This window comes from Paenibacillus sp. J2L1-98, assembly GCF_056269405.1.
The window spans coordinates 489,531-503,347 of record NZ_JBWDNW010000002.1 but is presented as its reverse complement, the minus strand read 5'-3'; the positions used below and the strand labels follow the sequence as shown (position 1 = coordinate 503,347).

At 48.9% G+C, this 13,817-nt stretch carries 16 protein-coding genes; all 16 read left to right on the top strand.

Going from position 1 to position 13,817, the window contains the following annotated elements:
* Window positions 1-8 precede the first annotated feature (8 nt).
* Complete coding sequence (gene spoIIIAE, locus AC0YNZ_RS07150) at window positions 9-1,253, top strand: stage III sporulation protein AE (RefSeq protein ID WP_475826161.1); 1,245 nt, start codon at window positions 9-11, stop codon at window positions 1,251-1,253.
* 20 nt (window positions 1,254-1,273) lie between these two features.
* On the top strand, window positions 1,274-2,014 hold the full coding sequence (spoIIIAF, locus tag AC0YNZ_RS07145; RefSeq protein ID WP_475826160.1) for a stage III sporulation protein AF: 741 nt from the start codon (window positions 1,274-1,276) through the stop codon (window positions 2,012-2,014).
* Window positions 2,015-2,048: 34 nt separating this feature from the next.
* The gene (gene spoIIIAG / locus AC0YNZ_RS07140) at window positions 2,049-2,681 is read left to right on the top strand and encodes a stage III sporulation protein AG (protein ID WP_475825950.1); all 633 of its coding nucleotides are present in this window, start codon (window positions 2,049-2,051) and stop codon (window positions 2,679-2,681) included.
* Window positions 2,682-2,712: 31 nt separating this feature from the next.
* Window positions 2,713-3,330 carry a SpoIIIAH-like family protein gene (locus tag AC0YNZ_RS07135; protein WP_475825949.1) on the top strand — a complete coding sequence of 206 codons (618 nt, stop codon included), beginning with the start codon at window positions 2,713-2,715 and terminating at the stop codon, window positions 3,328-3,330.
* Between the two features lie 242 nt (window positions 3,331-3,572).
* Window positions 3,573-4,073 carry an acetyl-CoA carboxylase biotin carboxyl carrier protein gene (accB, locus tag AC0YNZ_RS07130; RefSeq protein ID WP_475825948.1) on the top strand — a complete coding sequence of 167 codons (501 nt, stop codon included), beginning with the start codon at window positions 3,573-3,575 and terminating at the stop codon, window positions 4,071-4,073.
* Between the two features lie 54 nt (window positions 4,074-4,127).
* Window positions 4,128-5,483, top strand: coding sequence for an acetyl-CoA carboxylase biotin carboxylase subunit (accC, locus tag AC0YNZ_RS07125; protein WP_475825947.1), 1,356 nt, complete (start codon window positions 4,128-4,130; stop codon window positions 5,481-5,483).
* A 135-nt stretch (window positions 5,484-5,618) separates the two neighbouring features.
* Window positions 5,619-6,026: an Asp23/Gls24 family envelope stress response protein gene (locus tag AC0YNZ_RS07120; protein ID WP_110770533.1), complete on the top strand. Its 408-nt coding sequence runs from the start codon at window positions 5,619-5,621 to the stop codon at window positions 6,024-6,026.
* Window positions 6,027-6,126: 100 nt separating this feature from the next.
* Window positions 6,127-6,684 carry an alkaline shock response membrane anchor protein AmaP gene (gene amaP / locus AC0YNZ_RS07115; protein WP_475825946.1) on the top strand — a complete coding sequence of 186 codons (558 nt, stop codon included), beginning with the start codon at window positions 6,127-6,129 and terminating at the stop codon, window positions 6,682-6,684.
* 14 nt (window positions 6,685-6,698) lie between these two features.
* The gene (locus tag AC0YNZ_RS07110; protein WP_056627699.1) at window positions 6,699-6,929 is read left to right on the top strand and encodes a DUF2273 domain-containing protein; all 231 of its coding nucleotides are present in this window, start codon (window positions 6,699-6,701) and stop codon (window positions 6,927-6,929) included.
* A 136-nt stretch (window positions 6,930-7,065) separates the two neighbouring features.
* Window positions 7,066-7,509 (top strand): transcription antitermination factor NusB, encoded by a 444-nt coding sequence (gene nusB, locus AC0YNZ_RS07105; RefSeq protein ID WP_475825945.1) that lies wholly within the window; start codon window positions 7,066-7,068, stop codon window positions 7,507-7,509.
* Between the two features lie 49 nt (window positions 7,510-7,558).
* Window positions 7,559-8,419, top strand: coding sequence for a bifunctional methylenetetrahydrofolate dehydrogenase/methenyltetrahydrofolate cyclohydrolase FolD (gene folD, locus AC0YNZ_RS07100; protein WP_475825944.1), 861 nt, complete (start codon window positions 7,559-7,561; stop codon window positions 8,417-8,419).
* Between the two features lie 8 nt (window positions 8,420-8,427).
* Complete coding sequence (gene xseA / locus AC0YNZ_RS07095) at window positions 8,428-9,798, top strand: exodeoxyribonuclease VII large subunit (protein WP_475825943.1); 1,371 nt, start codon at window positions 8,428-8,430, stop codon at window positions 9,796-9,798.
* On the top strand, window positions 9,782-10,036 hold the full coding sequence (gene xseB, locus AC0YNZ_RS07090; protein WP_475825942.1) for an exodeoxyribonuclease VII small subunit: 255 nt from the start codon (window positions 9,782-9,784) through the stop codon (window positions 10,034-10,036). The genes xseA and xseB overlap by 17 nt, the downstream gene beginning before the upstream one ends.
* Window positions 10,037-10,038: 2 nt before the next feature.
* Window positions 10,039-10,953: a polyprenyl synthetase family protein gene (locus tag AC0YNZ_RS07085; RefSeq protein WP_475825941.1), complete on the top strand. Its 915-nt coding sequence runs from the start codon at window positions 10,039-10,041 to the stop codon at window positions 10,951-10,953.
* Window positions 10,954-11,020: 67 nt separating this feature from the next.
* The gene (dxs, locus tag AC0YNZ_RS07080; RefSeq protein ID WP_475825940.1) at window positions 11,021-12,970 is read left to right on the top strand and encodes a 1-deoxy-D-xylulose-5-phosphate synthase; all 1,950 of its coding nucleotides are present in this window, start codon (window positions 11,021-11,023) and stop codon (window positions 12,968-12,970) included.
* A gap of 16 nt (window positions 12,971-12,986) precedes the next feature.
* Window positions 12,987-13,817, top strand: coding sequence for a TlyA family RNA methyltransferase (locus AC0YNZ_RS07075; RefSeq protein WP_475825939.1), 831 nt, complete (start codon window positions 12,987-12,989; stop codon window positions 13,815-13,817).

The following is a 13,817-nucleotide window of genomic DNA, read 5'->3' as shown; positions in this document are numbered from 1 at the left end:
AGCCTATGATTAAGCTCACTCCTGCAAGAGACCGGGCCAGGCTGCTGCTCTTCATTTTAACTGCGGCGTTTCTGTTCTCCTTTGTTCCGAATGTCGGTTACGCGGGAAGCGGGGAGAGCGGTACACCGGCTGAGGAAAGCCGCGTCCAAGCAGATCAGCTCTCCAAGGAGCTGGCAGCCGAGCAGTTAGGCGCTCTGGAAACGGAAGCTGTTGAGTCTTACTGGAATAAGCTTCGGAGTGAATACGGCGGTTTTTTTCCGGAACAGCATATTCCCAGCTTCGCCCAGATGATTCTTCCAGGCGGCGAAGGCCTTAAGTTTACGGATGTGTTGCAAGGGCTGCTTCGGTATATGTGGCATGAAGTGCTCTACAATGGCAAGCTTCTCGTAACCGTTGTGATGCTGACGGTGTTCAGCATGGTGCTGGAGACGCTGCAAAACGCTTTCGAACGAAATGCAGTCAGCAAGGTCGCCTATTCCATTACTTATATGGTGCTCATTATTATCGCGGTAAACAGCTTTCATGTTGCAATGGGCTATGCAAAAGGCGCAATAGAAAGCATGATTCAGTTCATGCTGGCGATGGTGCCGCTGCTGCTTACGCTGCTTGCATCGATGGGCAACGTCGTTACGGTGTCCGTTCTGCATCCGCTAATCATTTTTATGATTCATGCAGTCGGTACGCTGATTTATACGCTCGTATTTCCGCTTTTGTTCTTTTCGGCGGTTCTCCATATTGCAAGCGCATTGACGGATAAATTCAAAGTCACGCAGCTGGCAAACCTATTGCGGAACATTAGCGTAGGCGTGATGGGCGTTCTGCTGACCGTATTTCTCGGCGTCATTTCCGTACAGGGCGCAACTGGAGCGGTAACCGATGGCGTCACGCTGCGGACAGCCAAATTCGTTACGGGGAGTTTCGTGCCGGTCGTGGGAAGGATGTTCTCCGATGCGGCGGATACGGTCATCTCGGCGTCAATGCTTGCTAAAAACGCAGTAGGGTTGGCCGGCGTTATTATACTGCTTTTCATCAGCGCGTTCCCTGCAATCAAAATATTGACGCTAGCGCTCATCTATAACATTTCTGCAGCTGTCATGCAGCCGCTGGGGGATTCGCCGATTGTAAGCTGCCTGGCGACGATCGGGAAGACGATGATTTATGTATTTGCAGCATTGGCAGCTGTCAGTCTCATGTTTTTCCTTGCAGTTACAATTATTTTGACTGCAGGAAATGCGGCGTTGATGGTCAGGTAAGGAAGGAGACGAGTGCTGTGATGGCTTGGTTAAGCGACTGGCTGCGAGACATCATTGCAGTCATTTTGCTGGCGGTGTTCGTTGAGCTTCTGCTCCCCAACAAAGCGATGCAGCGATATGCGAGGCTCGTAGTCGGCTTATTCATTTTGCTGACGATTCTCTCTCCGATATTAAAGCTCATACAAAGCGACTTTGGAGCGAAGCTGGATGAAGGAATGGAGAATTGGAGTAAATCGGCCATGACGCGGGAGGAGCAGATGTCCGGGTTAAACCAAATTACAAGTGATGCCGAAGCAATGAGCGAGAAGCGCAATCTCGAAGCCGCCAAACTCACGGAACGGACGCTGGAGGAATCCATTCGGAATGAATTGATCGAGAAAGAAGCAGCACCGGTGGCCGAGGTGGATGCGATGCTGAAGTGGGTTGCGATTTCCGGTAAGCAAACACCTTATATAAGTCAAGTAACCGTCACTCTCAAAGCAAACGATCAGAAAAAAGGGATACCCAAGGAAGATTCTGCAGTCGAAGCGGTGCAGCCGGTAATCGTAGATGTTGAGATCGAGCCTCTGGGCGATACCTCGCCGCTCCCGGGCAGCAAGGATTCAACCGGCGAAATAGAAGGATCTGATGAACCGGAGGGCAAATGGTCGAGAGCGGACCCGGCTGCAGCTGCTGCAATCAGCAGCTTGATTACGAAGGGCTGGGGCGTTGAGGCGGATCGGATTATCGTAAGGCAGCCGGCGGAACAACAAACGAAATAATAAAAGGTTAGCGATGGAGAGGAGGTATGGCGCGGTGGCCAAATGGCTGGAAGGCATAGAATCAGCGGTTAGCGGAGGTCCCGGGGGTCCGAAGCGTGTGCGGACCCTTCGAATATTGCTAATCGTTGGAGGGATTGGCGCAGCGCTAATGATTATGAATTCTTTTTTGACGTATAAGCAGGTTGAACCATCGGCACAGGATCCGAATCCTCCGCCTCAGACAGAGGCCGCATGGAACAATTCGGTGTCGTCATCAGGCTCTATGTTTGCTGCGATCGAGCATCCATTGGAGACAAGGCTGAAAGAGATTTTGGAGAAAATCGTAGGCGTTGGAACAGTGGATGTACTCGTAACGGTTGATTCGACAGAAGAAATAGTCGTTGAGCGACATAAACAAGATTCACAGCAGGTCACGGATGAGAATGATCCGAACGGAGGCAAACGGCATAATACCGCGATAACAGAAGACGGACAGGTCGTTTTGTACGAGGTATCAGGTGACCAGAAGCCGATCGTGACCAAAACGATTAACCCGCACATTCGAGGTGTTCTTATCGTTGCCAAAGGCGCTGAAAACGCCACTGTCAGACGTCTCATCGTCAATGCGGTCGAGCGGGGCATAAACGTACCGGTTAACCGAATTTCTGTTGTGCCAAGCAAACAATAAACTAAATTGAATGGTTGGGGAGGGTGTTCACATGAACACGAAAAGACAAACGGTATGGCTCGTATCAATGCTTAGCTTAATGGTGGTATTGTCGGCGTATTACTTATTTACGCAAGACGTAGAAACTCCGGAAGTGTTGACTGACGGCTCTCAAACGGAGCAAGCAGCGCAAAATGCGACGGAGGCTGCTGCGAATGGCGATGGGCTGGTTGTGAATGAAGTGGAGCAGCCAGCCGAAGATGTCGTTCTAAGCGATGCGGATAAAGAGGCATTGAATCTAATCGAGGAGCAGGGATTAGCGGCAGGCGGCTTGTTCAGCGAGCTGCTCGCGAAGCGGGAGCTGAAAAACACAGAGGAAGAAAATCGCATAATGGCAGCCATTGCGGAGACGCAAACCAAGCAGGAGGAATCCGTAGCCGCCATTGCCGAGCTTGATATGCTGGAAGAGAAAAACGCTAAATTAACAGGCATTGAGTCGGAGCTTTTGAAGCAGTATGAAAATGTCGTTATCGATGAGCAAAGCGACAAATTCAATGTCGTAGTTTCCAGCGACAAGCTGGAGAAAAAGCAGGCTGCCGACATTATTAAATTGGTGATGAGCACCATGCAAGTCGGTGCGGACCAAGTATCTGTCCGATATATTCCTTAAGCGCCAGCAAGCTTTTATCAGAACAAGAGGCCTTGTCGTCCCCGGCATGTCAGCGGGTGGCGGCAAGGCCTTTTTTTGTGTTATCATCGATTACCGAACAAAAAATGATTCGTGTTCAGGCTTGTTTATGATATAATGTTAAACGTTATGTGTAAGAATTGGTTATATTGGCATGGTAACCATTGTGGTTATCCGCTATGGAAGCAATTTTGCTATCGCAAATTTAAGGAGTGAAAATATTCATGTTCAAATTGAGCGAGATCAAAGAGTTGATCAAATTGGTTGATCAAACTTCCGTTCATGAGCTGGAAATCGAAAACGAAGGGACTCGCCTGCTCATCCGCAAGCCTGGCAAAACAGAAGTGGTGAATGTGCAAGCAGCCCCAATTACGCATACATACGCGCCTGCACCTGTACAAACTCAGCCAGCCGCACCGGCAGCACTGGCACCACAGCCTCAAGCTGTACAAGAAACGGCGCCTGCACGCCCATCGACTGATCATTTGCATCAAATCGTATCCCCGATGGTAGGCACGTTCTACAGCTCTCCGTCACCGGAAGCGCCAGTCTACGTCAAGATCGGCGACCGCGTCAGTGAGAAGAGCGTCGTTTGTATTCTGGAAGCGATGAAGCTGATGAATGAGCTGGAAGCAGAGGTACGCGGTGAAATCGTAGAAATTTTGGTTTCTAACGGCCAGCTTGTTGAGTACGGCCAGCCATTGTTTCTTGTTAAGCCGGAATAATGAAGTGAGTTAACGTCCGTTTTAGGGAAACTGTCGTTTGAAAGGGGTTCCTACGTGAAATTTCACAAAATATTAATTGCAAACCGCGGTGAAATTGCGGTTCGAATTATTCGCGCTTGCCGCGAGCTTGGTATTAGCACTGTCGCTGTTTATTCTGAAGCGGATCGCGATTCGCTTCATGTGCGTTTAGCCGATGAAGCTTACTGCATTGGGCCGACCGCATCGAAGGACAGCTATTTAAACTTAACGAACATTATGAGCGTAGCTACAATTACGGAATGTGATGCTATTCATCCCGGCTATGGCTTTCTAGCTGAAAATGCTGACTTTGCGGAAATTTGCGAGTCATGCAATATCACATTCATCGGTCCATCCCCGGTTGCGATTAATAAGATGGGTGACAAAGCGGTTGCCAAACTGACGATGAGAACGGCCGATGTTCCGATCATCCCGGGCTCTGACGGTCTCGTTGAGAACCTGGATGAAGCTATCAGCGTAGCTCGTGATATCGGCTATCCAGTCATTATTAAAGCAACGGCTGGCGGCGGAGGCAAAGGTATTCGGATCGCGGAAGACGAGTCGACGCTTATACAGCAAATTACGACTGCTCAACAGGAAGCGCAGAAGGCATTCGGCAATGCAGGCGTTTATCTCGAAAAATATTTAACGGGCATGAAGCACGTTGAAATTCAAATTATGGCCGACAAGCATGGCAATGCCGTTCATTTATTTGAACGCGATTGCTCGGTACAGCGCAGACGCCAAAAGCTGGTTGAAGAAGCGCCATGTTCCGTATTGTCTCCCGAGCTTCGCGAGCGAATGGGACAAGCGGCCGTTCGAGCGGCGCTGGCGGTTAACTATTCAGGCGCCGGTACGCTTGAGTTTTTGCTCGGACCGGACGGAAACTTTTATTTCATGGAAATGAATACGCGTATTCAAGTCGAACATCCCGTAACCGAGATGATTACGAACGTGGATTTAATTAAAGAAATGATATCGGTAGCAGAGGGTAATCCTCTTTCGTTCACTCAAAACGACCTGAAAATTAACGGCTGGTCCATCGAGTGCCGCATTAACGCAGAGGATTCCGAACGCAATTTCATGCCATCCCCAGGAACGATTCCGTTCTACTTGCCTCCTGGCGGCGCAGGGGTTCGCGTGGACAGCGCCGTATATCCCGGCTATACGATTTCGCCGCACTACGATTCGATGATCGCGAAGCTGATTGTTTGGGGCGCGACCCGCGAGGAAGCGATCGCAAGAATGAAACGGGCATTATCTGAATTTGCAATCGAAGGCATTCGGACGACGATACCGTTTCATCAGAAGCTTCTAAATCACTCCAAATTCGTGAGCGGTGACTTTGATATTAAGTTTCTCGAGGAGCATGATATTAACGCTCCGGAATGAACATACGACAAAGATGTGAACAAGTAGTAATGTTTGTCATATTTCTTGCCGAATGTTATAGTATATTAACAAGATGCGGTTTATTGCTTGGCCTCGCGCCAAGTACGCGCAACTTTAAGGAGGTGTACAGCCATCATGAGTACGATCGCTGCGGAGTATGAGAGAACGGACATTGGAACGATTCAAATTGCACCTGAAGTCATCGAAGTTATCGCTGGATTAGCTACGGTTGAAGTGGATGGAGTGGCTGGAATGAGCGGCGGATTTGCTGGAGGCATCGTTGAGCTTCTTGGCCGCAAAAATTTATCCAAAGGTGTTAAAGTTGAAGTGGGTCAACGAGAAGCTGCGGTAGATGTGAACATTATCGTTGAGTATGGCATCCGTATTCCCGAGATTGCTTCGGAAATTCAACTCAATGTGAAACGTTCTATCGAGATGATGACGGGACTCCACGTTGTTGAAGTGAACGTACATATTCACGATGTACATTTCAAGACGCCTGATAAACCGGAAGAAGAAGAGATTCAACACAGAGTCAAATAGATATTAATGTCTAATTAAATTCCGTACAACCCCCTCGTGAATGGGCATGCCGCTCGGCGCAAGGGGGTTTTCATTCGGCTTGGCAGGAGGAGGCGCTACGTTGGTTAAGGTCGTGGACAAGCTGCTTTTGTTTTTGTATAGCATTGTAATCGGATGTGTGTCCGTATTTTTGCTATCCATTGGTTTTGGCTGGATATCGAGTGATCTATTGAATGATCTGGTAGGCGATATATATCGTGTTGATTCCATCCAAATTACGTTAGCTGTAACGGGTGTCATCCTTTTTATACTTAGCTTAAGATTTTTTATCGTATCACTTCAGCGCGGATCGGCTTCCGCTCCGTCTATTGATCAAAGAACGGACTTCGGCGACATTCGTATTTCTCTTGAGACGATCGAAAATTTGGCATTGAAGGCCGCTTCCCGTCAGCGTGGCGTGAAGGATTTGCGCGCTCGCATTCGTGCGACGGATGCTGGTCTCGATATCGTGATTCGTGCGGTTGTTGACGGTGAAAGCTCCATACCGGTGCTGACAGAGGAAATTCAACGCTCCGTGAAGGAGCATGTTGAGGATATAGCCGGTATACCTGTAACGAACGTTGCAGTATATGTTGCGAACATCATTCAAACGGGCACATTCAAGAGTCGCGTGGAATAGAGGTGAGTTTGCTGATGTGGAGGGAGTTCTGGGCTATCTATGGGAAGCGCGCAGCTGGCGCTGCGATAGGGCTGTTTTTCGGATTGTTATATTTGTTTGTCGGTTTTTGGGACATGCTCTTTGTAGGGCTGCTTGTCTCGATCGGTTATTGGATCGGCTTGCAGAAGGAAACAAGCAGCGGACCTATCTTTCCATGGCAGCGGCTTTGGTATTCGCTGTTAGAAAGATTTAGGCCGTTTAAATGATCCTGTGGTCTCCTCCGTACTCCGGATTTCGGAAAGCCGCTTATTCGGGGCAGGGAGGAGATCATAGGTTTTTTTTGAAATATAGAGTTTACAAGAATAAACCATTTTATCGGCATAAAGCTGCCGCGGAGGTCACATGAAACGTAGATTAGCAAGAGAAATAGCAGTATCAAGCTTATATCAAATGGAAATGAATGAGGTTTCGGCATCAGATGCAGTCGACATGCTGATGGACGAGCTTCGTCAAGAAAATGAAATAGGTGCCGATCCGGCTGAGGCGGGCAGCACAGCCGAGTTCGCGCGCGAGATTGTTTCTGGCGTTATGGAGCATAAGCAAGCCATTGACGGCATGCTGCAGCAGTTTTTGACTGGCTGGCATATCGATCGGTTGTCACGTGTCGACCGTCAAGTGCTAAGACTGGCATGTTATGAGATCGTATTCCGCAATGACGTACCGCCTAAAGCGGCGATCAATGAAGCGATTGAGCTTGCGAAGCATTTTGGAACAGAGGAATCTGGCAAATTTGTAAATGGCGTGCTCGGAAAATTGCTGCTGGAAATTGAAGAGTTGAAATCTTAATCACAATTAAAAAATCAAACAATCATTGATGCAAAAGGAGACTGGAGCTATGTGCGCACAAATCATTGAAGGAAAGAAAATATCCGACCTTATACGTGAGGAAATGATTACGGAAACTGCAGCCTTGAAAGAAAAAGGGGTCGTCCCTGGCCTGGCAGTCGTACTCGTTGGCGAAGATCCTGCTTCTAAAGTTTATGTAGGTTCTAAGGAGAAAGCTTGCCTGCAGCTTGGTTTTTATTCCGAAGTACACCGGCTTTCTGCTGAAACAACTGAAGAAGAGCTGCTTGCGGTCATAGACCGATTGAACAATCAGGCTACAATTAACGGCATTCTCGTTCAATTGCCCCTTCCAAAGCATATCAACGAGAAGGCCGTTATTGATGCCATTCGCGTAGATAAAGATGTAGACGGCTTTCATCCGGAAAGCGTCGGCAATCTGGTTATCGGCGATGACAGCTTGCTGCCTTGCACACCTGCAGGCGTTATTGAGCTTATTAAGCGCAGCGGTGTCGACATTTCTGGAAAGCATGCGGTCGTTATCGGCAGAAGCAATATCGTCGGCAAGCCGGTAGCCATGCTGCTGCTCCGCGAGAATGCGACGGTTACTATTTGTCATTCGCGTACGGCGAACATGGAAGAAATCGCTAAGCAAGCGGATATTCTCGTGGTTGCCATCGGGAAAGCGAAAGCAATCGACAGCAAATTCGTCAAACCAGGCGCGATTGTCATTGACGTAGGCATTAACCGTCTGCCAGACGGCAAGCTTGCGGGAGATGTTGATTTTGACGATTGTTTGGATACAGCTGGCTTCATTACACCGGTGCCTGGCGGAGTCGGACCTATGACGATTACTATGCTGATGAAAAATACGATTACAGCGGCAAAAAGGGCAAACGGAATCAAGGAGTGATGGTACGCATGGCGGATCAGCCTCGAATTTATTCGATTAAAGAGCTTAATCGCTATATCCGGATGAAGATGGAATCGGATTCACTGCTAGGCGATATTTGGCTGCGCGGCGAGATTTCGAATTTCACGCATCATTCCAGCGGGCATATGTATTTTACTCTGAAGGATAGCGATAGCCGGATTAAGTCCATTATGTTCGCATCACATAATCAACGGCTGCCCTTTATTCCTAAAGAAGGCGCGAAAGTGATAGCCAGAGGGAATATATCGGTTTATGAACGAGATGGCAATTATCAGTTTTATGTCACCTCGATGCAGCCTGACGGAATAGGGAGCTTGTATCTCGCGTTCGAGCAGCTTAAAAGCAAGTTGAATGCGGAAGGGCTGTTCGCCGAATCGCGCAAACGTCCCATTCCGCTTTTTCCACGTGCAATAGGCGTCATCACGTCTCCGACAGGAGCTGCCGTACGGGATATTATCATAACTTTACAGCGACGGTATCCATTAATCCCTATTTATGTCTATCCCGTACTCGTTCAAGGAAACCAAGCGGCGCCTTCAATCGTAAAAGCAATAGAAGCGATGAACCGTTTTGGCGAAGCCGACTTATTAATAGTTGGGCGCGGCGGCGGATCGCTTGAAGAGCTGTGGGCGTTCAATGAGGAATCGGTCGCTCGCAGCATTGCCTCTTCTCGTATTCCGGTAATCAGCGCGGTTGGGCATGAGACGGATTTCACGATTGCTGATTTTGCAGCTGATTTACGTGCAGCCACGCCAACAGCAGCTGCTGAGCTTGCTGTTCCGAGCATTGCTGAACTACAGCAGCAGCTGCAGCGCAAGCAGCAGCGGCTCGTTCAAGGCATCCGCTACCGCGTTCAAGAAGATAAAGAAAAGCTGCAGCGGCTTCGGCGCTCGCCATTTTTCTTATATCCGCGAAAGTATTTGCTGGAGCAAGCGGAGCGTTTAGACCGGCTGTCGGAGCAGCTTGAGCAGCGGACAAAGCGGATAGCCGAACGTGGACATACGAGACTCGCAAGGCTGCAAACCACATTGGCCGGGCATCATCCAGGCGAGCGAGTGGCTTTTGCGGCTAGACGCTTGCAAACGGCTAACAAGCAGCTCGAGCATGCGATGAGCATTGCCGTTAAAGATAAGAAGCTTCAGCTGCATAGCGCAATGAAACAGCTGGACGCCTTAAGTCCATTAAAGGTCATGTCTAGAGGATACAGTCTCGTATATGACGAGCAAGAGCGGCGATTAATTAAATCGATTCGCGATGTGAAGCCTGGCGACATCGTAAAGGTGAAGGTAGCAGACGGTCAGCTTGACTGTCATGTAGGTTCATTGAGAGGAGATCAATTAGGTGGCAGCAACGAATAATAGTGAGCTCACTTTTGAGCAGGCAATGGAGCGATTGGATTCCATCGTATCCAAGCTGGAGAACGGCGATGTTCCGCTTGAGACAGCTATTGAATTGTTCCAAGAGGGTATGAAGCTGTCTCAGCTGTGCGGAGGCAAGCTGGAGCAGGTCGAGCGCAAAATAGAATTGTTGATCGAAACGGAGCAGGGCTTCCAGAAAAAAACGTTTGCGGATGTAAACGAGGATAAAGGGGAATAAGCTTGAACGAGAGGGCATCCATAAAAGCGTACTTATCGAAATGCGCGGAGCTTACCGAAGCTTCGCTTAAACAATCGGTTCCGAGCTCGTGGGACGTTCCGGTACGGCTGCGGGAGGCCATGCAGTATTCGCTTGAGGCAGGAGGCAAACGCCTGAGACCAGCGTTAGTGCTATCGGCTGCCGAAGCTGTATTTGGCCGTACGACAACCTTCGATGCCGCTCTTCCAGTAGCTTGCGCCGTAGAATTTATACACACGTATTCATTGATTCATGATGATTTGCCTGCCATGGATAATGATGATTTCCGCAGAGGAAAGCCGACTAACCATAAGGTGTTTGGCGAAGCGATGGCGATTTTAGCAGGGGACGCGCTGCTTACGCACGCTTTTCATTTAATTCCTCAAGCGGCGCGAAAAGGCGGTATTGGCGCTGAAGTGGCGCTTGCCATCGTAGAGGATCTGGCCAAGTTGGCGGGTGCTCCCGGAATGGTAGGAGGCCAAGTTGCCGATATGCTTGGGGAGCAAGGAATCACTTCAATCAGTGAGCTTGAATATATCCATCTTCACAAAACAAGCGATCTTATTGTGTTCTCGGTCACGGCCGGCGGCCGCATCGGAGGAGCGACAGAAAAGCAGCTTGAGCTACTAGCGACATATGGCCGAAATATCGGTCTTGCTTTTCAAATTCGGGATGATATTTTGGATTTGATCGGCGACGAGCAGAAGCTGGGCAAGAAAACAAATAGCGACGTTCAGCAGAATAAAGTAACGTATCCTTTCCTAATCGGAATAGAAGAGAGCAAAGCTCAGGTTGAGCGGCTAACCCAGGAAGCGAAATCAGCTGTGCTGGACGCGGGGCTACTTGCACCTGAACGGCTGCTTGAAATTGCGGATTATCTCGTTGGTCGCGATCATTGAGAATGTAATGCTTTTTCCATTTTGGTTGGGAAACTAAGCTCAGTGTGCTATAATAGGTAAAATGTAGATGTTCATGAGACGGCAGTTAAAGGCTGTCCGCGAAAGCGAGGAAAGTAACGTGCTGCTTGACCAGATTAACGGACCTCAAGATTTGAAAGCTTTGACAACCGCTCAACTAGAGCAACTGGCCGGTGAAATCCGTCAGTTTCTTATTGAGAAGCTTTCCGTTACGGGTGGTCATCTCGCTCCTAACTTAGGAGTTGTAGAGCTGACCCTAGCCATGCATTATTTATTTAACAGCCCAGAAGATAAGTTTATTTTTGACGTCGGGCATCAATCGTATGTACACAAAATATTAACCGGCCGTAAGGACCGGTTTGATACGCTGCGTAAATATAAAGGGCTATGCGGCTTCGTCAAACGTGCGGAAAGCGAGCATGACGTTTGGGAAGCCGGACATAGCAGCACATCCTTATCGGCTGCAATGGGGATGGCGCTCGCCCGTGATTTGAAGGGTGAGAGCAATCGCGTAGTTGCTGTTATCGGTGACGGCGCCCTTACCGGCGGCATGGCATTAGAAGCGCTTAATCATATCGGTCACGAGAAGAAAAATTTGATTGTCATTTTGAATGATAATGAAATGTCTATCGCTCCGAACGTTGGCGCATTGCATCACTATTTGGGCAAAATACGTACCGATCGTCATTATCATAAAGCTAAGGACGAGCTGCAGTTACTGCTGAACAAAATACCGGCCATCGGCGGAAAGCTTGCTAAAACAGCCGAACGCTTCAAGGATAGCCTGAAGTATTTGCTCGTAAGCGGCATTCTGTTCGAGCAATTCGGATTTACTTACTTGGGTCCTGTGGACGGACATGATATCGAGCAGGTGCTTGATATTATGCGCCAAGCGGATTCGATGCCGGGTCCCGTGCTTGTACATGTATTGACTGTCAAAGGGAAAGGCTATTCACCTGCCGAAGCGGATTCGTTTAAATGGCATGGCATCACGCCATACAAAATTGAATCCGGTCAAGTGGTCAAGGCTGTTGGTCCTCCCGTGTATACAGATGTATTCGGAGAAATGTTAATTGAATTAGCCGAGAAGGACGATCGAATTGTCGCTGTTACTCCTGCAATGCCAGGCGGATCCGGCTTGCTCAAATTTGCAGCGAGGTTCCCTGACCGCATGATTGATGTGGGTATTGCCGAACAGCACGCGGCAACGATGTCGGCAGCGCTTGCGATTGAAGGAATGAAGCCTGTTTACGCGGTTTATTCCACTTTCCTGCAGCGCGCATATGACCAAGTCGTGCACGATATTTGCCGTCAAAACCTTAACGTTATTTTTGCGATAGACCGTGCTGGATTTGTTGGACCTGACGGTGAGACGCATCATGGCGTTTATGATATATCCTATTTGAGACATATTCCGAATTTGGTTATTATGATGCCGAAGGATGAGAATGAACTCAGACAAATGCTTAAGACAGCCGTTGATTATAATGACGGTCCGATCGCTGTCCGTTATCCGCGGATCGCGGGCTTAGGCGTGGAGATGGAAGCCAATCCGCAAGCTTTGCCGATCGGCACTTGGGAGACGGTTCGAACAGGAGATTCCGGCGTTATTTTGGCGATTGGCCCAATGCTGCAGGTTGCCGAGGAAGCGGCTGAACTTCTCAAGCGAGAAGGATTGAACATTCAAATCGTAAATGCCAGGTTTATTAAACCGCTCGACGAGCAGATGCTGCTATCACTCGCTGCGGCAGGCAAGCATATGATCGTATTGGAAGAAGGGGCGGAGCTTGGCGGCTTGGGAAGCTCAGTTCTTGAATTTTATTCGCTCAAAGGCATCTACGGCCTGTCCGTACGTATTATCGGCGTGCCTGATGTTTTCGTGGAGCATGGTACGATCAAGGAGCAAAGAAAAGAAATTGGTTTAACGGCTGAGAGAGTAGCGACCGAGTTCAAAGCGATGCAGCCAAAGCGTATGAAGCGAGTTACTGGTCAACAGTAACGTTTGAGGGAGAAAGATGACAACTACTGCGAAAGAACGGATAGATGTGCTTCTGGTGGAGCGCGGCTTTTATGAAAGCAGAGAAAAAGCGAAAGCGGCTTTGATGGCGGGGCTCGTGCTTGTAAATGACGAGCCTGTCGACAAAAGCGGAATGAAAGTGGCGCGTACGGCAGATATTAAGGTAAAGGGCGCGCTGCATCCTTATGTCAGCCGCGGCGGCTTGAAGCTGGAGAAGGCGATTCGGAAGTTCGATATCGATTTGAACGGACGCGTCATGCTCGATATCGGCGCATCGACAGGCGGATTTACGGATTGCGCTCTTCAGAACGGCGCATCGTATGTATATGCAATCGATGTCGGCTACAATCAGCTTGATTGGTCGCTTAGACAGGATGAACGGGTAAATGTCATGGAGCGTACCAACTTTCGCTATACAGAGCCGACTGACCTGGTTGGACCTTCTCCGACGTTTGCTTCAATTGATGTTTCATTCATATCGTTGAAGCTCATTTTACCTGCTTTATCCACCTTGTTATCGGTTGGGTCTGGAATTGTCGCACTAATTAAGCCGCAATTCGAAGCTGGACGAGAGAAGGTTGGCAAATCCGGTGTCGTACGTGATTCCGTTGTGCATAGAGATGTGCTGCGGACAGTTCTGACTGCTGCAGCCGAGCTGGGTTATTACTTGCAGGATATAACGTTTTCTCCTATTACGGGAGGAGAGGGCAATATTGAGTTTTTGGCTTACTGGACATGGTCCGCTGAGCCGAACGCTGCAATTCCGGATGATGCTGCGTTAACCGAATTGGTAAAACAAGCAAACGAAACCTTTACCACTAACAAATAA

Excerpts from the sequence above, each read along its gene's own strand:
- AC0YNZ_RS07120 (WP_110770533.1), top strand. The coding sequence starts at position 5,619 with ATGAGTACGATCGCTGCGGAGTATGAGAGAACGGACATTGGAACGATT.
- spoIIIAF (WP_475826160.1), top strand. The coding sequence starts at position 1,274 with ATGGCTTGGTTAAGCGACTGGCTGCGAGACATCATTGCAGTCATTTTG.
- nusB (WP_475825945.1), top strand. The coding sequence starts at position 7,066 with ATGAAACGTAGATTAGCAAGAGAAATAGCAGTATCAAGCTTATATCAA.
- AC0YNZ_RS07110 (WP_056627699.1), top strand. The coding sequence starts at position 6,699 with ATGTGGAGGGAGTTCTGGGCTATCTATGGGAAGCGCGCAGCTGGCGCT.
- AC0YNZ_RS07075 (WP_475825939.1), top strand. The coding sequence starts at position 12,987 with ATGACAACTACTGCGAAAGAACGGATAGATGTGCTTCTGGTGGAGCGC.
- accB (WP_475825948.1), top strand. The coding sequence starts at position 3,573 with ATGTTCAAATTGAGCGAGATCAAAGAGTTGATCAAATTGGTTGATCAA.
- folD (WP_475825944.1), top strand. The coding sequence starts at position 7,559 with ATGTGCGCACAAATCATTGAAGGAAAGAAAATATCCGACCTTATACGT.
- dxs (WP_475825940.1), top strand. The coding sequence starts at position 11,021 with ATGTTCATGAGACGGCAGTTAAAGGCTGTCCGCGAAAGCGAGGAAAGT.
- AC0YNZ_RS07135 (WP_475825949.1), top strand. The coding sequence starts at position 2,713 with ATGAACACGAAAAGACAAACGGTATGGCTCGTATCAATGCTTAGCTTA.
- xseA (WP_475825943.1), top strand. The coding sequence starts at position 8,428 with ATGGCGGATCAGCCTCGAATTTATTCGATTAAAGAGCTTAATCGCTAT.